General features: G+C 70.0%; 22 protein-coding genes. 4 read left to right on the top strand and 18 right to left on the bottom strand.

Translation table 11 applies throughout. The features are described 5' to 3' along the window. Nucleotides 1-30: 30 nt before the first annotated feature. Genes QZ294_RS08950 through QZ294_RS08940 form a run of 3 tightly spaced genes read right to left on the bottom strand, consistent with a single transcriptional unit; the run spans nt 31 to nt 3121 of the window. Entirely contained in the window at nt 31-1002 is a 972-nt protein-coding gene (locus QZ294_RS08950; RefSeq protein ID WP_297049154.1) for a polyprenyl synthetase family protein, read from the bottom strand. Nucleotides 1003-1041: 39 nt separating this feature from the next. Next, complete coding sequence (gene mqnB, locus QZ294_RS08945; protein ID WP_297049151.1) at nt 1042-1806, bottom strand: futalosine hydrolase; 765 nt, start codon at nt 1804-1806, stop codon at nt 1042-1044. A gap of 1 nt (nt 1807) precedes the next feature. Beyond that, nucleotides 1808-3121, bottom strand: coding sequence for a nucleotide sugar dehydrogenase (locus tag QZ294_RS08940; protein ID WP_297049149.1), 1314 nt, complete (start codon nt 3119-3121; stop codon nt 1808-1810). 70 nt (nt 3122-3191) lie between these two features. On the opposite strand from QZ294_RS08940, the gene QZ294_RS08935 reads away from it, so the two are divergent. Next, entirely contained in the window at nt 3192-3386 is a 195-nt protein-coding gene (locus QZ294_RS08935) for a DUF2065 domain-containing protein (RefSeq protein WP_297049147.1), read from the top strand. An 8-nt stretch (nt 3387-3394) separates the two neighbouring features. Here the strand turns inward: QZ294_RS08935 and QZ294_RS08930 are convergent, their stop codons facing one another. The 15 genes from QZ294_RS08930 to ilvD form a co-directional block, all read right to left on the bottom strand. Next, entirely contained in the window at nt 3395-4126 is a 732-nt protein-coding gene (locus tag QZ294_RS08930; RefSeq protein WP_297049145.1) for a ubiquinone/menaquinone biosynthesis methyltransferase, read from the bottom strand. Then, complete coding sequence (locus QZ294_RS08925; protein WP_297049142.1) at nt 4123-4314, bottom strand: hypothetical protein; 192 nt, start codon at nt 4312-4314, stop codon at nt 4123-4125. The genes QZ294_RS08930 and QZ294_RS08925 overlap by 4 nt, the downstream gene beginning before the upstream one ends. A 378-nt stretch (nt 4315-4692) precedes the next feature. Next, the gene (locus tag QZ294_RS08920) at nt 4693-6258 is read right to left on the bottom strand and encodes a hypothetical protein (RefSeq protein ID WP_297049140.1); all 1566 of its coding nucleotides are present in this window, start codon (nt 6256-6258) and stop codon (nt 4693-4695) included. A 287-nt stretch (nt 6259-6545) separates the two neighbouring features. Further along, the gene (locus tag QZ294_RS08915; RefSeq protein WP_297049138.1) at nt 6546-6947 is read right to left on the bottom strand and encodes a cytochrome c3 family protein; all 402 of its coding nucleotides are present in this window, start codon (nt 6945-6947) and stop codon (nt 6546-6548) included. Nucleotides 6948-7190: 243 nt separating this feature from the next. Beyond that, nucleotides 7191-8786 (bottom strand): threonine ammonia-lyase, biosynthetic, encoded by a 1596-nt coding sequence (ilvA, locus tag QZ294_RS08910; RefSeq protein ID WP_297049136.1) that lies wholly within the window; start codon nt 8784-8786, stop codon nt 7191-7193. A gap of 49 nt (nt 8787-8835) precedes the next feature. After that, nucleotides 8836-10710 carry a YcaO-like family protein gene (locus QZ294_RS08905; RefSeq protein ID WP_297049134.1) on the bottom strand — a complete coding sequence of 625 codons (1875 nt, stop codon included), beginning with the start codon at nt 10708-10710 and terminating at the stop codon, nt 8836-8838. Nucleotides 10711-10827: 117 nt separating this feature from the next. Further along, a complete protein-coding gene (gene rpsI, locus QZ294_RS08900) occupies nt 10828-11220 on the bottom strand; it encodes a 30S ribosomal protein S9 (protein WP_297049131.1) in 393 nt (130 codons plus the stop codon). A 20-nt stretch (nt 11221-11240) separates the two neighbouring features. Then, complete coding sequence (gene rplM / locus QZ294_RS08895; protein ID WP_297049129.1) at nt 11241-11675, bottom strand: 50S ribosomal protein L13; 435 nt, start codon at nt 11673-11675, stop codon at nt 11241-11243. 318 nt (nt 11676-11993) lie between these two features. Further along, nucleotides 11994-13073: a tetratricopeptide repeat protein gene (locus QZ294_RS08890; protein WP_297049127.1), complete on the bottom strand. Its 1080-nt coding sequence runs from the start codon at nt 13071-13073 to the stop codon at nt 11994-11996. After that, nucleotides 13070-14899, bottom strand: coding sequence for an LIC12162 family protein (locus QZ294_RS08885; protein WP_297049125.1), 1830 nt, complete (start codon nt 14897-14899; stop codon nt 13070-13072). Before QZ294_RS08885 ends, QZ294_RS08890 begins: the two co-directional genes overlap by 4 nt. Continuing rightward, nucleotides 14875-15936 carry an N-acetylneuraminate synthase family protein gene (locus tag QZ294_RS08880; protein ID WP_297049123.1) on the bottom strand — a complete coding sequence of 354 codons (1062 nt, stop codon included), beginning with the start codon at nt 15934-15936 and terminating at the stop codon, nt 14875-14877. Before QZ294_RS08880 ends, QZ294_RS08885 begins: the two co-directional genes overlap by 25 nt. A gap of 458 nt (nt 15937-16394) precedes the next feature. Then, nucleotides 16395-17849, bottom strand: coding sequence for a pyridoxal-phosphate dependent enzyme (locus tag QZ294_RS08875; protein WP_297049121.1), 1455 nt, complete (start codon nt 17847-17849; stop codon nt 16395-16397). A 140-nt stretch (nt 17850-17989) separates the two neighbouring features. Beyond that, nucleotides 17990-18589, bottom strand: coding sequence for a glycerol-3-phosphate 1-O-acyltransferase PlsY (gene plsY / locus QZ294_RS08870; protein ID WP_297049119.1), 600 nt, complete (start codon nt 18587-18589; stop codon nt 17990-17992). Between the two features lie 27 nt (nt 18590-18616). Beyond that, nucleotides 18617-20782: a ribonuclease catalytic domain-containing protein gene (locus QZ294_RS08865; protein WP_297049117.1), complete on the bottom strand. Its 2166-nt coding sequence runs from the start codon at nt 20780-20782 to the stop codon at nt 18617-18619. A gap of 32 nt (nt 20783-20814) precedes the next feature. Continuing rightward, nucleotides 20815-22497 (bottom strand): dihydroxy-acid dehydratase, encoded by a 1683-nt coding sequence (gene ilvD / locus QZ294_RS08860; protein WP_297049114.1) that lies wholly within the window; start codon nt 22495-22497, stop codon nt 20815-20817. Nucleotides 22498-22861: 364 nt separating this feature from the next. On the opposite strand from ilvD, the gene QZ294_RS08855 reads away from it, so the two are divergent. Genes QZ294_RS08855 through QZ294_RS08845 form a run of 3 tightly spaced genes read left to right on the top strand, consistent with a single transcriptional unit; the run spans nt 22862 to nt 24747 of the window. Then, nucleotides 22862-23734: a hypothetical protein gene (locus tag QZ294_RS08855; RefSeq protein ID WP_297049112.1), complete on the top strand. Its 873-nt coding sequence runs from the start codon at nt 22862-22864 to the stop codon at nt 23732-23734. Further along, nucleotides 23734-24387, top strand: a complete 654-nt coding sequence (locus QZ294_RS08850) for an HAD family hydrolase (RefSeq protein WP_297049110.1) — start codon at nt 23734-23736, stop codon at nt 24385-24387. The genes QZ294_RS08855 and QZ294_RS08850 overlap by 1 nt, the downstream gene beginning before the upstream one ends. A gap of 57 nt (nt 24388-24444) precedes the next feature. Continuing rightward, nucleotides 24445-24747 carry a YggT family protein gene (locus QZ294_RS08845; protein ID WP_297049108.1) on the top strand — a complete coding sequence of 101 codons (303 nt, stop codon included), beginning with the start codon at nt 24445-24447 and terminating at the stop codon, nt 24745-24747. Nucleotides 24748-24770: the final 23 nt, after the last annotated feature.

The following is a 24770-nucleotide window of genomic DNA, read 5'->3' as shown; positions in this document are numbered from 1 at the left end:
CTCCGGCGCCGGGCCGGGATGGGTGTTGTCTCAGTGACTGCGGTCGCGGACATAGTCCGTCATTTCCTGGAGCACGCGTCGCTCGGGCGCATCCGGGAGGCGCAGGAGGGCGGCGCGCGCCGTTTCCAGATAGGTGCCGGCCTCCTCGCGCGCCTGGCGGTCAAAGCCGCCCGCGCGCACGCGCGCGGAGATGCCGCTGGCGTCCGCCTCGCTCATCATGCCGCACACAAAGGCCGCGTCAAAGGCCGCGCGCTCGTTTTCGGAAAGCTGAAGGCGGTAGAGGCGCAGGGGCGGCGTGAGTTTGCCTTCGCGCACGTCGCCGCCCGTGGGCTTGCCAGTCTCCGCTTCGGGGGCGAAATCCAGGGCGTCGTCCACGATCTGGAAGGCCATGCCGAGGTTTTCGCCGTATGCGGCGGCGGCGGCCACCGCGTCGGGCGCGGCGCCCGCGGCCAGCGCCCCCAGTTCGCAGGAAGCGGCGATGAGGGCCGCCGTCTTGCCGCGCACGATGGCCGCGTATTCCTCGGCGCTCACATCCACGCGGTGCTGGGCCGCGATCTCGAGGATCTCGCCCGCCGCGGTCTCGCTGGTGGCGGTGGAGAAGCAGCGGCAGAGGCGCGGGTCGCCAAAGTCCGCCACCTGGGCATTGGCCCCGGCCAGGAGCGCGTCGCCCGCCAGGATGGTCTGCGCCACGCCGAACCGCGTGTGCGCGGCGGGCTTGCCGCGCCGGTTGGCCGCGTCGTCGAGCACATCGTCGTGGAGCAGTGTGGCCGCGTGGAGCATCTCCATGGTCACGGCCAGGTCATAGATGCGTTGCCCCCGGTCGCCCAGAAGCCGGGCCATGAGCACGGTGAGGAAGGGCCTGAGCCGCTTGCCCCCGGCTTCGAGGATGTGGCGCGCCACCGGGCGCACGGGTTCCGGCAGCCGCTGCGCCGCGCGGCCGAGCGCCGCGTTCACGGGCGCAAGTTCCTGCGCGAGCCGCTGGTGCAAAAGCGTGTCAGGCATGGTCGTTCACTGTTCTCCTTTGCGGGTGCCCGGATGATGTCAGGCAAGGCCGAGCGCGGGCAGGACGCCGCCAAGCGCCGCCAGCGCGCCGGGAAAATCCTTTTCCTCCGGGGCGCGCGGACCCACTTTGTTGGAGACCGCGCGGATCTCCACGCAGGGCACCCCGGCCCTGGCGCAGGCATAGGCCACGGCAAAGCCTTCCATGTTTTCCAGCTCCGCCCTGTAGCGGTTCGCCAGGTCGCGCGCCCGCGCAAAACTGGCGCTCACCCCGGCGACGGTCAGGGAGCGCCGGGGGAGAAACGCTTCCGGCGCCGCCCCGCGCCGGGCCACCTGCGCCGTTTCCGCAAGGGGCAGGCGGTCATGGACGTCACCGGGGGCGCCGTCGTTCCTGCTCCACAGCGGAAAACTGAAGGCCCGCGCCGTGACGGTGACGCCGTCGTTGAGTCCGTACTCGGGCCAGATCTCCTCGCGCACCGCGCACAGGGCGCGCAGGGGCGTTTCGCGGAGGTCGAAGGCGCCTGCCAGGCCCACGTTGAGCACCGCGCCGATGCGAAGGCCCGCGCTTCCCGTTTCCGGTCCGGCGCCATCCCCCCTGCTGGTGAGGCCAAAGCAAAACCCCATCGCCAGGGCCGCGTTGACCGGTCCCACGCCGGTCACGCACAGAAGCGCCGGACGGTCCTTCAGGCGTGCCGGCACGGGCCTGAGTTCCGCCAGGCGTTCCGGTTCGGGCACCAGCGCGGGCGCGGCCGCGGCCAGTTCGCGCGCGGTGGCCGCGCAGACGAGCAGCGCCGCCGGGTCCGCCACCCTAGAGTCTCCAGTGCTCCAGCCCGGCCCGGCGCAGGGTGGCCGGGTCGTACAGCGCCTTGACGTCGAGCACCACGCCGCGCGCCGGGTCGGCCAGGCGGCCGCGCAGGTCTTCGGGCGTGAGCGCCGCATAGGCGGCGTGCGGCACGGCCACCACGATGGCGTCCAGGTCGCGCAGTTCCTCCAGCGGCACCAGCCGCTGCCCGTATTCGCGCAGGGCTTCGGCGGGGTCTGCCTCGGCATCGGTGACGAGGGTGGTGACGCCGTAGTCCTCAAGCTCGCGGATAACGTCCACCACGCGGGTGTTGCGCAGGTCGGGGACGTTTTCCTTGAAGGTGAAGCCGAGGATGCCCACGCGCGCGCCGTTCACCCGCGTTCCGCGCCGGATGAGCTGCTTGACCGCGCATTCGGCCACATATTTGCCCATGTTGTCATTGATGCGGCGCCCGGCCAGGATGACCTCGGGATGGAAGCCCAGCTCCTCGGCCTTGAAGGTGAGATAGTAGGGGTCCACGCCGATGCAGTGGCCGCCCACAAGGCCGGGCCGGAACGGCAGGAAGTTCCACTTGCTGCCCGCCGCCTCCAGGACCTCCAGGGTGTCGATGCCCATCCGGTCGAAGATGATGGCAAGCTCGTTCATCAGCGCGATGTTGAGGTCGCGCTGGGTATTTTCGATGACCTTGGCCGCCTCGGCCACCTTGATGCTCGAGGCGCGGTGGATGCCGGCCGTCACCACGGAGCCGTAGATCTTCGCCAGCAGGTCCGTGGTGGCCGCGTCGGAACCGGAAACGATCTTGGTGATGGTGGCGAGGGTATGCACCTTGTCGCCGGGATTGATGCGCTCCGGCGAATAGCCGACGGTGAAGCCGCTGCCGAACGCAAGGCCGGATTCCCGCTCCAGGATGGGCACGCAGATCTCTTCGGTGAGGCCGGGATAGACCGTGGACTCATACACCACCACGCAGCCCTTGCTCATGTGCCTGCCGACGGTGGCGCTGGCGCCCACCACGGGCGTGAGGTCCGGGGAACGGTGGCGGTCGATGGGCGTGGGCACGGCCACGATGATGACCGCGGCCTCGGCCAGGGCGGCCGGGTCGGCGGTGTAGCGCACGCGGGCGGCGGCCAGCGCGGCGTCGTCCACCTCGCGGGTATGGTCATGCCCGGCGCTCAGCTCGGCCACGCGGGCGGCATTGATGTCGAAACCGATGACATCCATATGGCGCGAGAGCGCCACGGCCAGCGGCAGGCCCACATAGCCCAGCCCCACTACGGCCAGGGGGCGCTGCCGCGCTTCCAGTTCCTCAAATGTGATCATGGAGAGTCCTTTTGCCGGGCATCCGGCGCCCGGGCTTTACAAAACCGGAATTTTCCCGCACCAAGGGGGCATGCATCTCGATGTGCCCCTTCTGCTCCGCGCCGCGGGCCTGGCCCTTGTTCTGGAGGGCCTGTGCTGGGCGCTGGCGCCCGGCGCCATGCGCCGTGCCATGCGCCGCCTCATGCGCGAACCGGACGGCGCCGTGCGCGCGGCCGGGCTTTTTGCCATGGCGGCCGGCCTGTGCCTGGTCTGGCTTGCCGTCTGATGCCGCGTTCAGGCCGCCTTTTCCCCCACATGCAGGCAGACGATGCCTGACGTCAGCTTTTTGTGCCACACCCGCGCAAATCCTGCGGCGCGCATCTCCTCTTCCAGTTCCGTCGCCGTGGGAAAGGCGCGGATGCTGTCGGCAAGATAGCCGTAGGCCCCGTCGCGGGAAATGGCCCTGCCCACCAGGGGCAGGATATGGTCAAGATAGACGTTGTAGAGACCGCCCCAGATACGCTCGCGGCCGGAGCCGAACTCCAGGATGCAGGCGCGGCCGCCGGGCCGGAGCACGCGGAGCATTTCCGCGAAGGCGGCCGGCCTGGGCGCGATATTGCGGATGCCGAAGGCCATGGTGATGCATGCGGCCGAGTCCGCCCGCAGGGGCAGGCGCCGCGCGTCGGCGGCCACAGGCAGGATATGCCGGGCGTTGCCGCCCTTCAGCTTGCGCCGCCCGTGGGCGAGCATGGGCGGGCAAAAGTCCATGGCGGCCACCAGCGCGTCCGGCGCTTCGCGGCGCAGGGCCAGGGAAACATCCAGCGTGCCTGCGGCCAGGTCCAGGGCAAGACCGTCCCCCGGGCATGCCGCGCGCGCGAGCACGCGGCGCCAGTGCTGGTCTATGCCCAGGCTGAGCAGGCGGTTGAGAAAGTCATACCAGCCGGCGATACGGCCGAACATGCCCGCCACGGCCGCATCGTGGCCGGGACCGCCGCCGGGCTGCGGCAGGGGGGGGGCGGCTGTCATTCCCCGCCTCCGGCATCGCGCGGGGCGCCGTCCGCGCGCGGCGCGTACTGCGCGATGGCCCTGACCACCACCCCATAGACGGCGGGAAAGATCTCCGCGAAATTTCCCGGCGAAACGGTGCGGGTCTCAATGAACTTGGCGGTCAGTTCCTTGGCGACCTGAAGGGCTTCCCTGCTGTCCTTGTCCACGGCGTTTGCGTACCCTCCCGGCGTTGCCCGTCTGCCGGAGAAAAAAACCCGTCCCTTGGGGAATGGCCGCCGAACCCACAGCGGGTCGCGCGCCTGGACGGGGAAAAGAACGGAAACGGAAAGCCCCCGCCCTTTTTGTTGTTTTCATGCCGACGAATGGACGCGGCGCTCAGAACGATTCGGTTACGGGATCTCCCTGAATCGGCGGAGTATATGCGTTCAGGGAGGGATTGGCAAGCGAGTGGCGAGGCGCGGCGGGGAACAGCCGTCGTTTCTGGCGGTCGGGAGACAGGCGGGGCCGCCCCGTTCCGGCGGGGAAGCGGGGGAGGCGCTGCCGTCCGTCCGCGGCCGGCGCCCCGGAAACGGCCGCCCCGCCGCCTAGCCCCCGGCCAGGCGGCTGATCTCTTCGCGCAGGATGCGCGCCACGGCGCCGGCAGCGGCCTTGCCCACCTCCTCATTGAAGCGGGGTTCCAGGCCGTCAAGGCGGCTTTCCAGCGCATCCATCCGTGCCAGCAGGCTTTTGTCGTGCGCTTCAAGGGCGTTGAGGCGCTCCTCGACGCTTCCCGGCAGGCAGGCGGGCAGCGGCGTGTCCTTGAGCGCCTGCCCCACGGAGGAGGCAATGAGCGCGGCAAACCCGTTGTGCAGCGGGCTGCCTTCGCGCAGCAGATCGCCCAGGGAAATGGAATCGGCCGTGGAATGCTCCAGCGCCTCGATGCGCGCGCGGGCCGCGGCCAGGTCCGCCTCGCACTGGCGCAGGCGTTCGCCGAGGGTCCCGGCCAGGGCGGCGAGAGATTCCGCCTCGGCGGAAAAGCTCGCGGCCGGCGCGGGGGCGTCCACGGGTGCATCCACGGGGGAGTCCACGGGGTCCGGCGCATCCTCCGGCGCCGGCTCCGCGGCGTTCTCCGGGGCATCCGCCATGTCCTGTTCCCCGGCGGCGGCTGGCGCATCGGGCTGTGCGGGCGCCTCCATGGCCGGTTCGGGTTCCGGCGCGGCTTCCGCAACGGGCGGCATGGCATCCGCCGGGGGAACGGCATCGTCCTCGGGCGCGGCGGCGGGCCGGGCCATGGCTTCCGTCAGGGCGGAGTCCATGTCCGGCACAGGCGCGGCGTCAGGAGCCGGAGCTTCCGCAGCCATCGCGGCGGGCGCCTCGGGGGCGGACTCCGCCGGCTCGCCGGGAGCCGGGACATCGGCGTCCGGCGCGTTCAGAAGACTGTCGGGGTCGGGCGCGTCGGGCGTGGCGGCTGTCGTCTCGTTGAGCAGGGCGTCCAGATCGGCGTCAAGGTCGGGAGCGCCCGAAGCGGCGGGCGCGGGCGCGGCGGTCGCCGTTTCGTTGAGCAGGGCGTCCAGATCGGCGTCCAGGTCGGGCACTGACGCCGCCGGCGCTGTGGCCGCGGCGAGCAGCTCTTCCACGCTGGGACCGGCGCCAGCGGCGGGCGCGGCCGCCGCTGCCGGTGCCGCCGCAGGCTGGGGCGTCCGCGGGGGGGTGCCGCCAAGCAGTTCATCCATGGCCTTGTCCAGACTCTGCGATATGTCTTCGTCCGCGGGACCCGGCGCGGGGGATTCCGGCGCGCTTGGGGAGGCGTCCGCAGGGGCGCTCTCGCGCGGCTGGGGCGGAATATCCAGGGAGGCGAGGAGGTCGTCGATATCGCCCATGTCGGACATGTCGAGCTGTTCGTGCGGGTCCACGGTGCCGGAGGGGGCCGGGGCCGCGGGTCCGTCCAGCGGGGCCGCCGGTCCCGGCGAGACCGCGCTGCCGTCGCCGGCATCCATCTGGGCGAGCAGCGCCTCGATCTCCGCGTCTTCACCTTCCGGCTGGGCGTTGAGGTTCTGGATGTGGGCGTCGAGGTCCGGCGCGGGAGCGCTGGCGCCGCGTTCGATCAGTTCGGTGAGGTCAATGATCTCTTCCGCGTTCTCTTCGGGAACGGGGGGGGTATCGGCAGCCATGACAACCTCGCGGTTTGCGGGAGGACGCGGACCACCCGCGCGTTACGGAACGCGCGCGGACGACCGTTCGCATGCATTAAGAAACGGCAAGAAAAACTATCAGTTTATGCCGCAAGACGCAAATGGGGCACTGCGAAGAACTGCATGCCCTGTTTTGTTGAAAGACCCGGCGCGCGGGAACGACCGCCGCGCATCCGGGACAGGCCCCCCGGTCCTCTGGATGCGCGGCGCAAAGGAAGGCGGCGTCTCCCCGGTCCTGCCCGTGCCGGGGAGGGCGCCGCGATGTCCTATGGATGGCACTTGGACTTGGAGCAGCCCGTGAGCGCCTTTTTCAGGTCCGGCGTCTGTTCGGCCACCCTGGCATGGCAGGCGAGGCAGGTCTGGTGGCGCAGGCCCTCGCCCTTGTTGTGGACGACGAAATAGAGGCTTTTTTCGCCCTTTCTCCCGGTGAGGTCGTCATGGCAGCCGGCGGTGGCGCATTTCTGGAAACTGGCTTCGCCATTGACCATATGGTGGCAGACCACGCATTCCACCTTGGCATGGGGCGCATGGGGGAACATGACGGTTTTTTTGGCGCCCTTGAATTCCAGGGGCGCCGTGGGCGCGGCGGGCTGCTGCGCGGCAAGGGCGGCGCCGGCGAGGCCGAGGATGCAGAGGGAAAGGAGGACCGGAACGAGATGGTTTCGCATATGCTTCTCCGTGGGCGCCGTGGCGCCCGGTATGCCGGGGCGTTTCCCGTGGGGAATGCCCTCCTGGCTGCCAATACGGGCTGCCGCCACAAAGGTGTCACGCGGTCCCCCGCGTGTCCGGCGGCGGCCGTTTCCGCCTGCGCCATCCTCAGGCGCGGGCATCTCCTGAAGCGGATCCGCGCTGTTTTCAGCATGCCAGAGGCCGGCCGGAAGGTCGAGCGAAAATGCCCCTCCCGGCATGCCTCACGCGGCGCCGTGCCAGCCGAGGAACATGCGGTAGGCCGGGTTTTCCGTCTCGTCCGCGTGCGGGTAGCCCATGGCGGCCACGCGCGCGAGAAATTCCGCGAAATCCTCGCGCTTTTCGTCCGGCACGTCAAAGCCCATGAGCACGCGGCCGTAGTCCGCGCCATGATACCTGTACTGGAAGAGCGTGATGCTGAATTCCATACGCATGGCGTCCATGAGGTTGCGCAGGGCGCCGGGCCGTTCGGGGAAGGTGAAGCGGAGCAGGCGCTCATGCTCGAGCTGCGGCGCGTTGCCGCCCACCATGTGCCGCAGGTGGAGCTTGGCAAGCTCGTTGTCGCTCAGGTCCATGACCGTAAAGCCCTGCGCGCGCAGTTCGGCCATGGCATCCGCCACATCGGCCTTGCCCTGGGTCTTGATGCCCACGAGGACGCGGCCGTTTTCCGGATCGGCGAAGCGGGTGCAGAGTTCGGTGATGTTGCGGTTGCCGATGGCGGCGCAGAGGCGGCGGAAGCTGCCCACCTGCTCGGGAATGGTCACGGCCAGCAGCGCCTCGCGTTCGGAGCCGATCTCCGAGCGGTCCACCACATGCCCCAGACGGTCGAAATTCATGTTGGCGCCGCTGACGATGGCTACCAGGGTGGTATCGCGCACTTCCCCGCGGGTCGCCCAGGCCCTCAGCCCGGCCAGGGAGAGCGCCCCCGCCGGCTCGGCCACCACGCGCGTGGCCTCGAAAATATCCTTGATGGCGCCGCAGATGGCGTCCGTGTCCACGGTGATGATTTCGTCCAGCAGGTCGCGGCAGAGGGCGAAGGTCTCGTCGCCCACGCGCTTGACGGCCACGCCGTCCGCGAACAGGCCCACTTCGGAAAGCTCCACCGGGCTGCCGGACTCGATGGAGCGGCGCATGGCGTCCGAATCCGTGGGTTCCACGCCGATGAGCCTGATCTCCGGCCGCAGATGACGGATGTAGGCCGCCACGCCCGCCGCCAGGCCGCCGCCGCCGATGGGCATGAAGACCGCGCCGATGGCGCCCGGGTGCTGGCGAAGGATCTCCATGCCGATGGTGCCCTGGCCCGCGATGACGTCCGGGTCGTCAAAGGGGGGGATGAAGACCGCGCCGGTCTGGCGCACAAGCTCGGCGGCGTGCCGCCCCGCGTCGCTGAAGGATTCGCCCGAAAGCACCACCTGGCCGCCCAGGCGGCGTACGGCCGCGATCTTGATGGCCGGGGTGGTCACGGGCATGACGATGGTCGCCTCGCAGCCGAGCTTGCGCGCGGCCAGGGCCACGCCCTGGGCGTGGTTGCCCGCCGAGGCGGCGATGACGCCGCGCCCCAGCTCCTCGGGGGTGAGCCGGGCCATCTTGTTGTAGGCGCCGCGCAGCTTGAAGGAAAAGACGGGCTGCGCGTCCTCCCGCTTGAGCAGGACGCGGTTGCCGAGGCGGCGCGAGAGGCTGTCCGCCTCGTCCAGCGGCGTCTCCAGCGCCACATCATAGACGCGGCTCAGAAGGATGCGCCGGAGGTAGTCGGAATGGTCGGGGGCGGCCGCATGGCCGGCATGGGGGGTGCGGTCCTGATGATGGGTGGGGTCGTGCATGGGGAAAACCTTTGCTTGAGGGGACGCGTCCGGGGCAGCGCCTGCGCCGTCAGACGCGGAAAAGGGGATGGCCGGCGGACGCGCCCTCGTTGAGCAGCGCCTGCCGCGCGAAGAGCCGCGGGGCCGGGCGCGTGAGGGCGTCGAAATCCGCATGCGGCTCAAGACCGGGGACAAGGACGCGCGCCACGGGGATGTCCAGGTCCGCCCGGGTGAGGTCCACATGCAAAACTTCCCGGCCATGCGCGGCAAGCACGTTTTCGAGCAGCCGCAGCGAGGCTTCGGCCGTGGGCAGGCTCCAGTCCGGCAGGTCTTCGAGCGCGCGCCGCGCAAGCCCGGCAAGCCCCGGCCCGGAAGCCACGCCGTGGGGCGCGGGCGTGGCCCAGGAATAGGGCCACGGCGTTTCCGTCAGCGCCGACAGCGCGGCATCGGAGCCGCGCAGCCCGGCGCCCGTGGCCGTGGCAACCGAGCCGTCGCGGGCCGTGACGAAACAGCGGTACACGGGCACGCCGAATTCGCTGGTGATGTCCTGAAACTGGACGCGGATGCCGCGCGCCGCGTAGTCGTCCAGCAGCCCCTGGATGCGCGGGTCACGGCTGCACAGGGTAAAACAGGTATGGCGGCAGAAGGGCGTGGTGGCGTCCGCATCGCGCTCGATGACCTCCATGAGCGCGGCGAGGCGCGCCTCGTCCGGGGTATTGCCCGAGGCGAGTCCCGTGGAGCCTGGAACGCGCGCGAGCCGGGGTTCGTCCAGATTGCAGAAGAGCAGGACATCCTGCGCGGGAACGGGAACGGCATCTCCGCGCGTATGGCGGGCCATGACCCAGAAGAGCGGCGCCTCTGCCGGCAGGGCGACCGGCGCAACGGCCCGCAGACCGGGCCGCAATCCGGCCCGCGCCAGGTCCGCCGCCGTGGCCCGGCGCAGGGGCAGGGGAGCGCGGCGGTCGAGGACCTCCCCGTCGCCGTGGGCGCCCCCCTCGCCGATGGAGGCGTAGGCGCTGGCGCGTTCCACCATTTCCATGGCGCAGGAGGCGCGGGCGCCCGCCAGGGAGAGACCGCGCCCGTAGGCCGTGGCCGTGCCGCGCAGGCGGTGGGCGTGGCGACCGTTGCGGACGCTGATGCAGATCCGCCAGTCTCGCAGCAGGGCAATGGGCGAAAGGGAGGCCTCGTGGCGCATTTCCGGGCCGGCCGGCACATCCGCGCCTTCCAGGGCGCTCATGGCGCGGGCGAAAGTCTCCCTGGCGGGCGGGCGGCCGCCTCCCGTCCATTCCCGGGCGGCAAGGCGGGCATGTTCGGCGGCAAGGGGGCTTTCGCCCGGCGCCTGCGCCACCTGGGCCATGGCCCGCGCCAGGGCGGCCGCGTCGTAGGGCAGGGGCAGGCCGCTTTCCTCCAGGCGCGGCAGGGGGCGGTGTTCCGTCAGGTTGGCATGGAAAAGCCGCCCCCACGCAAGCGCCGCATGGTCGGGCGCCGCCGCACGGCACGGACCGGAGCCGGTGGCCGCCGGGGGCGCGGCGTACTGCCGCAGCTCCGCTGCGGCCGGGGCGAGGACCGTCCGGGCTTCGGGAAAGATCTGGGCGCATTCAGCAAGGAGCGCGGCCAGCGCCGGCAGGGGGCGGGCCGCGCGCGCGGCGGCGAGGCAGCGCTCCGCCAGACCGGTCAGGGCGGCGGCATCCATCTCCCCCAGGCGCCGCAGAAGGTGCTCGCGGAGAAAATCGTCGAACGGCGTGGCTTCAAGGGCGGCCAGCGCCGTGTCGAGCGGGAGCGTTTCGGCGGGTTCGCAGGAAAAATAGCCGGTGGAGCCGACGGTGCGCGCATGCACATAGGCATATTCCCGCAGGGGCGGGGAAGCCGTGGCGCGGGCCGCGCGGGGCGCGGGCGGGGATGGCAGGTCGTCGGCGGTCATGCGAAAGGAGGAAAAAGCGGACATGCGGGGGTGCAACGCGGACGGCCAGCCGCGGACCCCTGAGAGAGGAGCCGCGACTGGCCGCGCGCAAAGACCCCGGCACGGCGACGCGGAGCCGCCGCGCCGGCGTGGTCTTCGGGATCAGCGCTTGGAATACTGGTACCGGGCGCGGGCAGCGCGCAGACCGTACTTTTTGCGTTCCTTCTTGCGCGCGTCGCGCGTGAGGAAGCCCGCCTTCTTGAGAACGGGGCGCAGGGCCGGGTCCACCAGAAGAAGGGCGCGGGAAATGCCGTGACGCACGGCCTCCGCCTGGCCGCTCACGCCGCCGCCGGCCACGTTGACGCGCACTTCCACCTTGTCGGCCACCTTGCAGAGGGTGAGCGGCTGGCGGATGATCATCTGGAGGGTCTTGCGCGGAAAGTATTCCTCATAGGGACGGCCATTGACCAGGATACTGCCCGAACCGGCATAGATGCGGGTGCGGGCCGTGGCGGTCTTGCGGCGTCCGGTGCCGTATTCGAATTTGTCGCTCATGGCGTGCGCTCCTTGCGGGTTCAGTAGGGCAGGGTCAGGGGCTGGGGTTTCTGGGCCTTGTACGGATGCTCGGGACCGACGCAGACCTTGAGCTTCTTGAGCATGGCCCGGCCAAGCCGGTTCTTGGGCAGCATGCCGCGCACGGCCAGGGTGATGGCCCGGTCGGGATGGGTGGCGAGCATGTCCGCGAGGGTGGTGGTCTTGAGGCTGCCCACCCAGCCGGAATGGCGGTAGTATTTCTTGTCCTCGAGCTTCTTGCCCGTGACGCGGATCTTTTCGCAGTTGATGACGACGATGAAGTCGCCGTTATCCATGTGCGGGGAGAATTCGGGCTTGTACTTGCCGCGCAGGCGGTTGGCTATCTGGCTTGCCAGGCGGCCGAGCACCTGGTTTTCGGCATCGACCACGAACCATTGGCGGTCTATGTCCTTGGGCGTTGGGGTAAAGGTCTTCATCGGAAGGAACTCCTCGGTGGATATGCAGCCATTGGGGCGGCGACGGCTTCGGCGGCAGGAAAATCGACATCCGCGCCGGGCCAACGGGGAAGGCCGGACGGGGACAAAAAAGCGCGCACCGAAACTGCGTTACGCCGCAAGGGGAGTTTTGATACGCCGCCGCCGCTTTCCTGTCAAGGGGGCGTGGAGAGGCGACAGCGGGGAAAAGGGAACAGGGGCGTCCCTGCCACGAAAATGCCGGACGGTCCCCAACCGCCCGGCATGAAGCGTGACGGCATGCCGGGAGCGCGCGGCCACGGCGCCGCCGCGGCCCGTGATTCACGGTTTTTTGGCGGCTTCCTTGCGGGGGGCCTTTTCCCTGGCGCCCCTGGCGCCGGACTTGACCACCGGCGCGGCCGCGGCGCTCTGGGCGCGAAGCACGGCCCTGGCGTCCGGATCGCCGTTTTTGGCGGCCAGGCGGTACCAGCGCGTGGCCTCGGTGAGATTGCGCTCCACGCCGGTGCCCTGGTCATACATGAGCCCGAGGCTGAACTGGGCCGCGGCCTCGTTCTGCTCCGCGGCCTTGCGGTACCATTCCACGGCTTTGGCGTAGTCCTGCGGCACGCCGCGTCCCTGCTCGTACATGAAGCCGAGGTTGTACTGCGCCTCCGGCGAGCCGCGCTCGGCCGCGCGCGTGTACCACTGGACGGCCCTGGCCGGGTCCTGCGCGAAGCCCCGCCCTTCGGCGTACATGAAGGCGAGGTTGTTTTGCGCCTTGAGGTGATCCTGTTCCGCGGCCTTGGCGAACCAGTGCGCGGCCTTGGTGTCGCTCTGGTTCTCGCCCTTGGCGTTGAGGTAGGTCCAGCCCAGGGAATACTGGGCATCGGCCAGGCCCTGGTTGGCCGCGCGTCCGTACCAGTCAAGGGCGGCGTTTTCGTCTTTGGGCACGCCCCGGCCATGGGCATAGAGATAGCCGAGATTGTACTGCGCTTCGGCCAGCCCCTGTTCGGCGGCCTTGCGGAACCAGCGCGCCGCCTCGCGGTAGTTGCGGCGCGTGCCCTGGCCGCGCGCGAGCGCCGTGGCCCAGGCGTTCTGGGCGCTGATGTCGCCCTTTTCCGCGGCCTGGCTGAACAGTTGCGCCGCGCGCTGCTCGTTTTTTTTCACGCCCCTGCCTTCAAGGCGCAGGCGCCCGAGCACATACAGGGCTTCGGCATTTCCGGACTCGGCCAGCGGGGTGAGCAGGGAGACGGCGGACTCGTAGTCGCCCTTGTCCAGCGCGGCCTGGGCGGCCTGAAGGCCGTTTGCCGGGTCGGGGGCGGCAGCCGGCGCCGGGGCGGCGAAAGGCAGGGCGAGGGCCAGGCCCAGAGCCAGCGCGCGGGCCGCGCGCGTCCAGTGCGACATGCGGAGAATGGTGTTCATAGCGCCTTCAGCGTTTGCGTCCAGAGGGGAGTTTCACTGCCGTTCCCGAACAGGGCCTGCCGTTCGCAGAAACTGCGCCGCGCGGCCTGGATGCCGGGGCTTTGCCACCAGGCGGCGGGGTCGCGCCAGACCGCGCGCGCCCTGGCGGCGGCCTCTTCCGCCGTGGGGAACCAGATGCCCGCCGCGGCCAGCCGGTCAAGCAGGGCGTCGGCCTCGTCGGTGAGCGGCCAGTGGGCGCGGTTCCAGTAGAGCACCATGGGCACATCGGCGGCCATGGCCTCCAGCAGGGTGGTGCCGTGGTGGTCCAGCACCAGCAGGCGGCAGCCGAGCAGCTGCGGCGTGAGCGGCCCGGTGCAGAGCTTGAGCCGGGGCATGCGCGGCAAAAGCCAGGCCGCGTCTTCCAGACAGCCGGGCAGGGGAAAGTAGGGGCGGTACAGGGTCTTTTCCTGAAGATCGCGGCCCAGGGCCTCGAAGAACCATTCCTTGTCCTGACGGTACTCCACCAGTTGCAGGGGCGTGGGGTGGGAATCGAGACGGTAGCCCCAGGCGGCCATTTCCGCGCCCACGAAGAGCAGGTGCCCGCCGTCGTGGCCGTGCCATTTGCCCGCCAGACGCGTCAGCTGCGGCGAGGGCAGGGGCAGGAAATTGCCCCGCTCTCCGCCATGGCGCCGCCAGCCCCAGGTGAAGAACACGTCCTGGCTGTATTCCACAAAGGCCGTTTCGCAGGCCACGGCCTCCATGCCGTAGTTGCCGCCGTGCTGGACGCAGGCCAGACGGTGCCCGCGTCCGCGCCAGCGGGCCAGCCGCTGGCGGTAGGCCGCGTCCTCATAGGCGAGGATGCTTGCCACGCGCAGGCGGGGGCGCCCTGTCCGCGCGAGTTTTTCCGGATGCTCCAGCGCGCGCAGGCTCTGCGGGCAAGCCGCCTGGAAGAGCGGCAGCGGATCGAGCGGCGGGGCGCCGTCCTGCGCGGCGCGCGGACCCTCCCCCCGGCTGCCGAAGGCGGCCGCAAGGTCCAGACTGTGGTCGGGACCGTGGCAGGGGTGGCACAGCGCGAGGGAAAAGCGAAGCGTCTGGATTGCGCCCATGCCCTTGAGCCGGGGAAAGGGCAGCGCCAGCAGGAGCGCGCGCGCCATGCGCCGCAGCCACTGCCGGAAGGGCGGCTCGCCCATGTCGTCGCAGGCGTCGCCTTCGTCCTGTCCGGAGCCGGCATCCGCTGCCGTGGCGGGGACCTCCGGCGCGGGGAAGCGGCGCGTCCACGCCTCGGGCCAGCGCGCCTCCAGCAGGCGCGAAAGGAGCCAGTGGTTGAAGTCCGTCCCCAGGGCGCCGCGCAGGGTGAAGTCATGCTCGTCCTGGAACCGGAAGGCGTGGTCCGCCGGGAGCAGTTCAACCTCCAGCGGCAGGTGCCCCCAGGCGCGCGTCATGGCGTCGGCGCGCAGGTCGCGTTCCACCAGCTGGCGGGCCATGTCCACGGCCCAGGGCGCCAGCAGTGTCTGCCAGTAGGCGGCGGGCAGGGCATCGGCATGAGGGCAGAGCCACGCCGCCAGGCGCGGGATGGTGTCCGCCGCCAGCGCCTGGGCCGCCCGCGCGGCCCGCCGGGCGACGGCCGGGTCACGCAGCGGCTCGGGCGCGAAAGTGAACGCCGTTTCCCAATCCGGGAAAAACTCTTCCCGGCCCGCGAAGCACGAAGGCCCGGCCGCCAGGAAGCGCGCGGGGTCCGCCCCGTGCGGCATGGCGCCCAGGACGAGTTCCCGGGGAACGGGAGCCGGAGAGCCGGGACCCTGCGGCAGAAAGGCCTTGGCGCTCAGGACCGTTCCAGATCTGTCCACTGGAGCACCGTGTCTTCCGCAAGGTCGCGGCGCGCCGCCAGACCGAGCACTTCGTCATAACACCGGGGCGAAATGCCGTGCGCCGGGCGTTTCCAGGTCAGGTCGGCCGCGGTGAGCGGCTGCCCCTTTCGCACGGCCCTGGCCGTGACCAGGGAGCGGCGCGCATGCCTGCGGGCGGGTTCCTCCTCCGGCAGGGCGCGCACCTCGAGGTCGCCCACGCTGGCAAGGGTGGCGCGCATGCGCCGGAAGAAATGCCTGAGGTCTTCCTTGTCCATGGCGTGGTAGTGGTCGTTGCCGGGCAGGGTCTTGTCGTGGCTGAAGTGCTTTTCCAGCACGCGGGCGCCCAGGAGGGTGGCGATCTCCAGCGTATGCATGTCCCTGGGCAGCGTGTGGTCGGAATAGCCGATGACATGCGTGGGGAAGATGCGTTTGAGCGCCGGGATCATGCCGAGGGCCGCGTTTTCGTCGGCGGTGGGGTAGTTGAGCACGCAGTGCAGCAGGGCGAGTTTGTTGCCCCTGGCTTCGATCCACTCCACCGCCTCGGCGATCTCGTGCAGGTGGGCCGCGCCCGTGGAGAGGAGGATGGGCTTGCCGTAGCCGCAGAGGATGTCGATGAAGGGCTTGTTGGTGATGTCCGAGGAAGAGATCTTGAACACATCCATGAGATCATTGAGAAAGCGCGCGGATTCCACGTCGAACGGCGTGGAGAGGAAGGCGATGCCCGCGGCGTCGCAGTGCTTTTTCAGGGCCTCGAACTCGTTTTTCCAGAAGGAATCGTGGCGCTTGAAAAGTTCGTACTGGCTTTGCGTGGGTTCCTTGCTGGTGTCCCAGTAGGCGGGCGAATCCCTGGAGGCCAGGGTCTCGGCCCTGTAGGTCTGGAACTTGATGGCATCGGCGCCGCCTTCGGCGGCCTCGTCGATGAGGCGGCGGGCGATGTCCATCCTGCCTTCATGGTTCACGCCGGCCTCGGCGATGACGCAGGGCATGGGGATGCGCGTTTCGGGCGCGGGAAGGGCAAACAGTTCTGCCAGGGTCATGGCATGCTCCTTGGGCCAGTGTCTGCTTGCAAAGGCAGACACGACAAAACCCGCAAGGGATTTGCGGCGGCGCAGCCGCCGTGAGTGAGCGAAAAACCACGTTTTTTCGCGAACGATCCCGCAAAAAACTCTGCACGGGATTTTTGCAATCAGATACTAGGGTCTGGACCTATTTGTGACTGCTGGCTTGGGGTGTGGCAGCTTGTGCGATGCCACAATCATCCGTCAAAAACAGCCCTTTTTGCGCTGGCGGCGTCACTGGACGATTTTTGTCGGTCATGTACTTAAGTACACTCCCTCCCAAAATCGTCCACTTCCTTGCCAGCGCAAAAAAATCTTATTTTTTCGGATCCTTGCGGCGACAGCTCCCGCCCTTCGCTCCGCTTCGGGCGGCCAGCGGAAAAATCTCCTTTTCTCGCTGAAAAAACCATAACGTAATTTTTTAATGAGGCCTGACCCTAGTCACGCGGGCGCAGGCCGAGCCGTTGCGCGACGGCTTCGGCGCCCATGCGGGCAAAGGCGGCCACATCGCGCCCCTCCCGCTCGGCGGGCGGCAAGAGCAGCTCGGGCCGGTTGGCAAGGCTCGCGTCCGGCGTGACGCCGTATTCCGGCGGAAAGCCGTTGGTGAAATACAGCTCCTGAAAACCGGCGAACTTGAGGCTGTGCGCCGTGGAATCGAGCACGGCGCGCTCGTCCTTGTCCACCAGTCCGGCGGCGAGCGCCGCGCGCAGGCCCGCGAGGCATTCGCCGCCCTGGGTGCAGGCGATATGCCCGTGGCGATTGGCCTGGATCATGGCATCCATGATCTCCTGCTCGGTGACGCGGACCACCTGGAAGGCGCGGTCGGCGCCGTCGCCGAAGGCGTCGGCGTAGCGCTGCGCCAGGGCGCGCACGCGCGGGAAGGAGACGGGGTTGCCGATCATGGCGGCCTGGGCGACGCTGGGCCGCACGTCCACCGGGCGCCAGACGCGCTCGCCCGCGGGCGCGGCATAGTAGCGCCAGACCGGGTCCGCATGTTCGGACTGGACGCCGAAAATACGCGGCAGCGCCGTGATGATGCCCAGTTCCCTGAGCTTGAGCATGCCGGACATGATGGCCGTGATATTGCCCGCGTTGCCCACGGGCACGAAGAGGCAGAGTCCGGACACGTCCCAGCCGTGCCATTGCGCCACTTCGCAGGCGTAGCTTTCCTGCCCGAGGATGCGCCAGCTGTTCTTGGAGTTGAGCAGGGCCACGCGGTAGCGTTCGGCCAGAATCTCCACCACCTTCATGCAGTCGTCGAAAACCCCGGGCAGTTCCAGCACGATGGCGCCGCTGCCGAGCGGCTGCGAGAGCTGCTGCGGCGTGACGCGTCCGTGCGGGAGCAGGACCACCGAGGTGAGCGGCGGACCCACATAGGCGGCGTACAGCGCGGCGGCGGCGGACGTGTCGCCCGTGGAGGCGCAGACCGTGAGTACCTCGTCCCAGTCATGGCGGCGGCAGAGCCATTTCAGGTAGCTGAAGGCGCAGGCCATGCCCCTGTCCTTGAAGGAGGCGCTGGGATTCTGGCCGTCGTTCTTGAAGGCGAAATGGCAGCCCACTTCCGCGCGAAAGCGGGGCGCCGCGTCCACCAGGGGCGTCTGCCCCTCGCCGAGATAGACGATGTCCTCCTCGTCCAGCACCGGCGCGAGCAGCTCATAGAAACGGAAGATGCCGCGCAGGGCGGTGACGCGGCTGGCGGCGCGGGCGTCGAAGGTGTCGCGCCACTGGGTGCCTGTCCGCGTCCTGAGGGCGTCAAAGTCCAGATTTTCCAGCAGGAAGACGCCGCCGCAGGCCGGGCAGGTGTAGAGCAGGTCGTCCGCCGGGTAGCGGGCGCCGCAGTCAAGACAGACGTATTCCAGACGTCCGCGCCAGGTGGGAAACAGGTCGGTCATGGGATGGCTCCTTGCGCGCGGCATGGGCGCGGCAGGGCAGTTGTAGCCTTCCGCCGCGCCTTTGTCGAGCGGGGAGGAGCGGACGCCCCCGCCGGCGGCGCCGTGGCGAAGCGGGCCGCCGGGAGGGCCGGGGGGCGTTTTCAGGCCTTGGTTTTGCTCTTGAGCCAGGGCTTTTCCGTGCCCGCGCGCAGACGCGCGATGTTTTCCCTGTGCTTGACGAAAACGATGACACAGAGGCACAGGCTCAGGGGCAGCCACTGCCAGGCGCCCGCCATGGCGAGAAAGACCGGCAGGGAGCCGAGCAGACTGAGCGAGCCGAGCGAGACAAAGCCGCTGCGCCAGATGACGAGCATGCACAGCGCGCAGGAGCCGAGCAGCGGCCAGAAGGCGAGCGGCAGGAAAACGCCGATGCTCGTGGCAACGGCCTTGCCGCCCCTGAAGCGCATGAAGCAGGAAAAGACATGCCCGAGAACGGCGGCCACGGCCACCAGGCTGACAAAGAGCGGCGCCGGGCCGATCTTCAGGGCGATCCATACGGGCACGGCGCCCTTGAGCAGGTCGCAGGCCAGGGTTGCCACGCCGTAGCCGAAGCCACACAGGCGCGAGACATTGGTGGCGCCGGTGCTCCGGCTGCCGTCCGTGCGCGGGTCGATGCCGCAACAGGTCCTGGCGATGACCACGCCCCAGGGCACGGAACCGAGCAGATAGGCGAACAGGATCAGGACGGACTTGACGAGCATGGGCATCCTCCTTGCGGGCCGCGCCGGTCAGGACGAAAGATCCGGAAGCTCCTGTTCCGCGGGAACGGCTTCAAGGATCTGGATCTCGTTATAGAGCGGCTGCACCTTGCCGAGGCGCACGCGTACCCGCATGCCGGGCGCCGCGCGCTCATCGAAGAGCCTGCGCCTGCCGCGCACGAACAGGCCCTGCTCCGGCAGGCTCACCGTGGCGAACGCCTCGTTTTCTTCCGTGATGACGCCCGGCCACCATACCTTGTCGCCCTGTTGCCGGAAATGGAGGAGCTTCCAGTAGCGCGGGCGGAAGCGCTGCACCTGGCCGGCCGCTTCCAGCGCCGGGGACAGCTGTTCCAGCAGGGCGCCGAGGGCCGCCGCGTCCCAGCGGGGGCTGCCCGTGGCGAGCATGTGCAGCGTCTGGGCCTCGTTGACAAGATCGGGATAGCGCCTGAGCGGCGACGTCACCGGCGCATAGCGCGGGAGCGCCAGGGCCGCGTGCGGCCGGGCCTGCACTTCCAGCGAGGAGGGGATGAGCGCGCGCAGGACGCGGGCGAGATCCTGAGGCTCGCTCCAGATGCCCGCGTATTCGCGCGGCACGGCCACGTCCTGCGTCCGGTGGAGCAGGGGCACGCCGTGGGCCGCGCCCCATTCGGCAAGGGCCGCGCTGGCGAGGATCATGAGTTCCGCAACGAGCATCTGGGCATCGGGCGCCGGCTCCGCGAGGGAAAGGCGCACCGTGACCTCCCGGCCCGCGCCCTCCAGGGCGAGCTGCGGCTCCGGCCGTTCCATGACCACGGCCCCGGCGCGAAGGCGCGCGGCCTGGCGGCGTCGGGCCAGGGCCAGGCCCGGGCGCAGCAGGGCGGCATGGGCGGCCGCGGGGTTGGCCGGTGCTTCCGCCGTGGCGTCGAGGACGGCCTGGGCGTCGGGATAGGCGAGGTTGGCCGCGATGCGCGCCGTTGCCGCGAACAGTTCGCAGGGTCCGGGTTCCCCGTCGCCATCCACGACCACGCGCACGCAGAAAACCGGCCGCGGTTCCCCGGCGCGCAGTGACCAGGCGTCAGTGCCTAGCTGTTCCGGCAGCATGTGGCAGTCGCCTTCGGGGAGGTAGATGCTGGTGGCGCGGCGCAGGACGGCCCGGTCCAGCGGTGAGCCGAAGGGCCAGGCCAGGGCCGGGCAGGCGAGCGCCACGGTCACCATCCAGCCGGCGCCGTCCGGCAGTTCCTCCACGAAAAAGGCGTCGTCCACGTCGCGCGTGGTGGCGCTGTCGATGCTGATGAAAGGCAGGTCGCAGAAGGGGAGGGGCTGGCCGGCCGCGTCGGCGTGTCCGCCCCGGCCGAGGGCCGCCAGACGGGCGACCTCGTCGCGGAAGGGATGCCACCAGGCGTCCCCCGGCTCGTAGCCCGCGCGGTCCAGCCAGAAATTGTGGTGCGGCGCAAGCTCGCCCCAGGCCACGAGCAGCTGGAGCGGCAGATGCGGCACATCCGGCAGCCCCTTGGCGAGCAGCCGCCACAGGGCGTCGTCCTCCTGGCATTCCGGGTCGATCATGCGCGCGCGCAGGAGCGCCTTGAGCCGGGCGGCCGTTTCCGGCGCGGGCCACGGCACCCCTTCGGCGGCGAAGGCACCGTCCCCCTGCGGCGGCAATTCCCGCCGCCCGCAGGCCACCTCCCAGAGCAGGCGCAGAAACGCCGCGCCGCCCGCCACCAGGGCTTCGCGCTCCTGGCGGGCTTTCTGCTCGGTCAGGCGGCGTTCCACGGTTGCCGCGTCATAGACCTGAAATTCCGGCGGCTGGAAGCGGAACCGGCTTTTGCAGGCGAGCAGGGCGCGGCCGTAGGCGGCCACCTCGTCCGGGCCGGGGGCATTTTCCCTGAGTTCCGCGAACCAGCGGGCCGGGGCGGCCTGCACCTCGCCCTGGGCCAGTTCCCAAAGCTCGTCCACGGGCACGGCCGCCGCCGCGGCCTCGCGCCGGGCCTTGTGGGACTCGAGCAGGCGCGCCATTTCGTCCTTGCCCGGCGTCCCGTCATGGACCGGGCCGAGCCACGGCAGGAGGCGCCCCGCCGCCAGCCGCGTCTCGCGGCGATTGGGCAGGAAGAGGCGCAGCTTGCCGCCCGCCTCTTCCAGGACCATGGCGATCTGGACGGCATTGCCCTCCAGATATTCCACTATGCAACCCGGCGCGGGGTAGCGCACGCTTTCCTGCATGGTCGGCCCTTTGCCGCCGGGGACGACGGGCTTCAGATTTCCTTGTAGCGGCCGCCGTTGGCCGCCGAACTCACCAGCCGCGCGTAGCGGCGCAGCACGGGATAGGGATTCTCCTTTTCCGGGTGGCGCAGCCGGGCGCGGCGCCGCTCCAGCTCCGCCTCGTCCACGAGCAGGTCGAGCTTGCGGGCGGGGATGTCGATGCTGATGACATCCCCCTCCTGCACCAGGGCGATGACGCCGCCGTCCGCGGCTTCGGGCGAGATGTGGCCGATGGCCGCGCCGTTGGTGCCCCCGGAGAAGCGGCCGTCCGTGAGCAGGGCCACGTCCCTGCCAAGCCCCATGCCGGTGATGGCCGCGGTGGGCGAGAGCATCTCGCGCATGCCCGGGCCGCCGCGCGGCCCCTCGTAGCGGATGACCACGGCGTCCCCGGCCTTGATCTTGCCGCCGAGGATGGCCTGCATGGCGTCCTCCTCGGAATCGAAGACCCGCGCCCGCACTTCCCGGCGCATCATTTCCGGCGCCACGGCCGACTGCTTGACCACCGCGCCCTCGGGCGCAAGGCTGCCGCGCAGGATGGCGATGCCGCCTTCCCGCGAATAGGCCTGCCCCACGGGATGGATGACGTCCGGGTCGAGGATGCGGGCATCCCGTTCGCGCAGGTTCTCGCCCACGGTCTTGCCCGTGACGGTGAGGCAGTTCTTGTGGATGAGGCCGAGCTTGTCCAGCTCGCTCATGACGGCCGGGATGCCGCCCGCGTTGTCCAGATCCACCATGAAATGCCTGCCCGCCGGGGAGAGCTTGCAGAGGTTGGGGCTTTTGCGGCTCACCTCGTCGAAGACCTCAAGCCCCATGTCAAGCCCGGCCTCGCCGAAGACCGCCGGGAGATGGAGGACGGTATTGGTGGAACAGCCGAGGGCCATGTCCACGGCCACGGCATTGGCGACCGCATCGGGGGTGACGATGTCGCGCGGGCGGATATTTTTCTCCAGCAGTTCCATGACCTTCATGCCCGCGGTTTTCGCCAGGCGCACGCGCGCGGCCCCCACCGCGGGGATGGTCCCGTTGCCGGGCAGGGCCACGCCGATGGTCTCGGCAAGGCAGTTCATGGAATTGGCCGTGAACATGCCCGCGCACGCGCCGCAGCCGGGGCAGGCGCGTTCGGCCATGCGTTCAAGGCCTGCCTCGTCGAGTTGCCCGGAGCGCACCTTGCCCACGGCCTCGAAGACCGTGATGAGGTCGCCGCGCCTGTCCGGGCCGAGATTGCCCGGCAGCATGGGACCGCCCGAGATGAGCACCGACGGCAGGTTGAGGCGGAGCATCGCCATGAGCATGCCGGGCACGCACTTGTCGCAGTTGGGGATGAAGACCAGGGCGTCAAAGGCGTGCGCGCGGGCCATGATCTCGATGGAATCCGCGATGAACTCCCGCGAGGGGAGGGAAAAGCGCATGCCTTCGTGGTTCATGGCGATGCCGTCGCAGACCGCGATGGCCGGAAATTCCAGCGGGGTGCCCCCGGCCAGGCGCACCCCGGCCTTGACGGCCTGGGCGAGCGCGTCCAGATGCAGGTGCCCGGGCACCACTTCGCTCGCGGCATTGACCACGCCCACAAAGGGGCGTTCCATTTCTTCCCTGGTCAGGCCGAGGGCGTAGAGCAGGGAACGGTGGGGGGCCTTTTCCAGACCGTGTTTCATGCGGCCGCTGCGTTCATCGTTCATGGATGTTCCTTGTGCTGCGTCGGGTTCCGGTGGCGGGGCCTGCCGGGCCAGGTCTCCCGTACGGGCAGCCCTGCGGGCGTCGGGGCGCCCGGAACCGGGGAGTGGAGACAGGGCTTACCTCTACGCCAAAATCGCCCGGCCGTAAACACGGGGTCCTCGACCTTTCGCCGCGGCGTTCCTCCCGCGTTCCGTCCCCCGGCCTTTGGCCGCGCGGGCGGCTGTGTCCTGTCCCGGCCGCGAAAAACGCCGGGGCGCGGCGGCGTGCGGCATCTCCTTCCGGCGGGCGCAGGTCCAAATTCCCCGTTGCGCTCGGGCGCGCGCACGGGTATCTTCCTCATTCTTTCCACATTTTCAAGGAAGCGCCATGCCTGTTCCGAGCACAGAGTTTTTTGCCGTTTCCGCGCCCGTCTGCATCCGGCTCCCGTTTTTGCGCGGGCCGTTGCCGCCGGAGCTGGACGGGGCGTTGGCCCATATGCCCGCGGTCCCGCGCGCGCTCCGGCTCTGGCCCGGGCACACGCCCCCTGGCGGCGCCGTGCCCGAAGGCTGGCATATGCCGGACGGGTATCCTTTCGGGCCGGACGAGTCCGCGGCCTGCCTCGCGGCCTTTGGCGCGCTGGACGCCCGCGACCTCGCCGGCGCGCGTGACGCCGCCGACAGGGCGCAACAGGAGCGGCGGGCGCGGGAACTGGGCGAACTGGCCGATCTGGCGGCCTTCGCCGCGGACCCTGACGCCCCCCTGGCGCCGGGACGCGCGGCGCCGGACAGGAGCGCGCGCGTGGCCGCCGAGCAGGCGCAGAAACTTCTGCTCTGGCTCTGGCTTCAGGAAGAGCGGCTGGCGGAACTGGCGGAACTGGCGGCGGGGTGCGCCAGGGGCCTGCACAGGCTTGCGGCGGACTTCGGCGACGGGACCTGCGGCGTCTCCGCCGGCGCGGAGGCGGAAGACGCGCCGTTTCCGCTCCATCCCGGACTCGTGCCGCCGTGGCGGCCGGCGGCCGTCGGCGCGGCCCTGTTCGTGGCCGCCGGAACGGCGTTTTTCGTGGAAGGTCCCATGCGCGGGGAGCTGCTGGCCGCCCTGGATTTCCGGCCCGCGCCGGAATGGGGGGCGCGGCTCGGCTGCCGCCCGGAGGACGCGGAGCGTCTGGTGGCGGCCGAGGCCCCGCTCTGGCGGGCGCTCGGGAGAGAGCGTCCCTGGGGCGATCCCCAGGCGCGCGTCTGGCTGACGTGGGGGCGCCCCTGATGTTTCCGCGCATTGCCCCGGCCCTGTTCCCCAACGGCCTCGCGGGACTTGTCTTTGACTGCGACGGCGTCATGATCGACTCGCGCGAGGCCAACCGGGCGTTTTATGACCGGGTCCTGGCGGCGCTCGGCCTGCCGCCCATGGGCAGGGAGGAAGAGCGCTACGCCTTCATGGCTACCGCGGCCGAGGCCCTGCGCCGCATGGTGCCCCCACGGCTGCACGGCGAGATCGGCCGCGCCGCCGCCAGGGTGGACTACGCGCGCCACATCCTGCCCCTGGTGCGGCTCATGCCCGGCTTTGTGCCGTTCATCGAGCGTCTGCACGCGCGGGGCGTGCGCCTTGCCATCGACACCAATCGCACGGGCGAGGGCATCCAGAGGGTTCTGGACTTTTTTTCCCTTCCTCCCTATTTTGATCCGGTAATCTCGGTGTCATGCGCCCGGCCCAAGCCGTCGCCCGCGGGCGCGGAAGCCATCCTGAGGGCCTGGGGCGCGGAACCGGGGCAGGCCCTTTTTGTGGGCGACAGCGAAAATGACCGGGAGGCCGCGCGCGGCGCGGGCATGGTCTTCGCCGGTTTCGGCGGCCTCGCCGGAGACGTGACCGCCCGGGATTTCCCGGCCCTGGCCGACATCCTCGGTCTTGGACGCGCATGAACACCCTCGGCGCTGGTCCCGCCGCGCCGGCCGGAAAACACCGCTTTCGGAGAGCGCATGATCGTTCTTGCCAATACCCTGAGCGCCGTTGCCATGGTGCTGGGCACGCTGCTCAACCTCTATTTCTGGATCGTCATCATCGCGGCGGTCATCACCTGGGTGCGCCCCGACCCGTACAACCCCATCGTGCGGACCTTGCGCCTGCTCACGGAGCCGGTCTTTTACCGGGTACGCAAGTGGCTGCCCTTCACCTATTCGAGCGGGCTGGACTTTTCCCCGATCATTGTCCTGCTCGCCATTGAGCTGTGCAACCGCATCGTGGTGCGGTCGCTGGCCCAGTATGCCGCCGGCCTGCCCTGAGCCGGGCCGCCGCCCCTGTTTCG

It is taken from the genome of uncultured Desulfovibrio sp. (assembly GCF_910584445.1).
Taxonomy (GTDB): Bacteria; Desulfobacterota; Desulfovibrionia; order Desulfovibrionales; family Desulfovibrionaceae; genus Desulfovibrio.
The sequence above is the reverse complement of the archived record's forward strand: the minus strand, read 5'-3'. Positions and strand labels throughout refer to the sequence as shown.

Excerpts from the sequence above, each read along its gene's own strand:
- QZ294_RS08865 (WP_297049117.1), bottom strand. The coding sequence starts at position 20,782 with ATGCAGGAAAGCGTGCGCTACCCCGCGCCGGGTTGCATAGTGGAATAT.
- QZ294_RS08890 (WP_297049127.1), bottom strand. The coding sequence starts at position 13,073 with ATGAACACCATTCTCCGCATGTCGCACTGGACGCGCGCGGCCCGCGCG.
- QZ294_RS08880 (WP_297049123.1), bottom strand. The coding sequence starts at position 15,936 with ATGACCCTGGCAGAACTGTTTGCCCTTCCCGCGCCCGAAACGCGCATC.
- QZ294_RS08950 (WP_297049154.1), bottom strand. The coding sequence starts at position 1,002 with ATGCCTGACACGCTTTTGCACCAGCGGCTCGCGCAGGAACTTGCGCCC.
- rplM (WP_297049129.1), bottom strand. The coding sequence starts at position 11,675 with ATGAAGACCTTTACCCCAACGCCCAAGGACATAGACCGCCAATGGTTC.
- QZ294_RS08875 (WP_297049121.1), bottom strand. The coding sequence starts at position 17,849 with ATGACCGACCTGTTTCCCACCTGGCGCGGACGTCTGGAATACGTCTGT.
- QZ294_RS08850 (WP_297049110.1), top strand. The coding sequence starts at position 23,734 with ATGTTTCCGCGCATTGCCCCGGCCCTGTTCCCCAACGGCCTCGCGGGA.
- ilvA (WP_297049136.1), bottom strand. The coding sequence starts at position 8,786 with ATGCACGACCCCACCCATCATCAGGACCGCACCCCCCATGCCGGCCAT.
- QZ294_RS08920 (WP_297049140.1), bottom strand. The coding sequence starts at position 6,258 with ATGGCTGCCGATACCCCCCCCGTTCCCGAAGAGAACGCGGAAGAGATC.
- QZ294_RS08935 (WP_297049147.1), top strand. The coding sequence starts at position 3,192 with ATGCATCTCGATGTGCCCCTTCTGCTCCGCGCCGCGGGCCTGGCCCTT.
- ilvD (WP_297049114.1), bottom strand. The coding sequence starts at position 22,497 with ATGAACGATGAACGCAGCGGCCGCATGAAACACGGTCTGGAAAAGGCC.
- QZ294_RS08930 (WP_297049145.1), bottom strand. The coding sequence starts at position 4,126 with ATGACAGCCGCCCCCCCCCTGCCGCAGCCCGGCGGCGGTCCCGGCCAC.
- rpsI (WP_297049131.1), bottom strand. The coding sequence starts at position 11,220 with ATGAGCGACAAATTCGAATACGGCACCGGACGCCGCAAGACCGCCACG.
- QZ294_RS08915 (WP_297049138.1), bottom strand. The coding sequence starts at position 6,947 with ATGCGAAACCATCTCGTTCCGGTCCTCCTTTCCCTCTGCATCCTCGGC.
- QZ294_RS08845 (WP_297049108.1), top strand. The coding sequence starts at position 24,445 with ATGATCGTTCTTGCCAATACCCTGAGCGCCGTTGCCATGGTGCTGGGC.
- QZ294_RS08855 (WP_297049112.1), top strand. The coding sequence starts at position 22,862 with ATGCCTGTTCCGAGCACAGAGTTTTTTGCCGTTTCCGCGCCCGTCTGC.
- QZ294_RS08905 (WP_297049134.1), bottom strand. The coding sequence starts at position 10,710 with ATGTCCGCTTTTTCCTCCTTTCGCATGACCGCCGACGACCTGCCATCC.
- plsY (WP_297049119.1), bottom strand. The coding sequence starts at position 18,589 with ATGCTCGTCAAGTCCGTCCTGATCCTGTTCGCCTATCTGCTCGGTTCC.
- QZ294_RS08940 (WP_297049149.1), bottom strand. The coding sequence starts at position 3,121 with ATGATCACATTTGAGGAACTGGAAGCGCGGCAGCGCCCCCTGGCCGTA.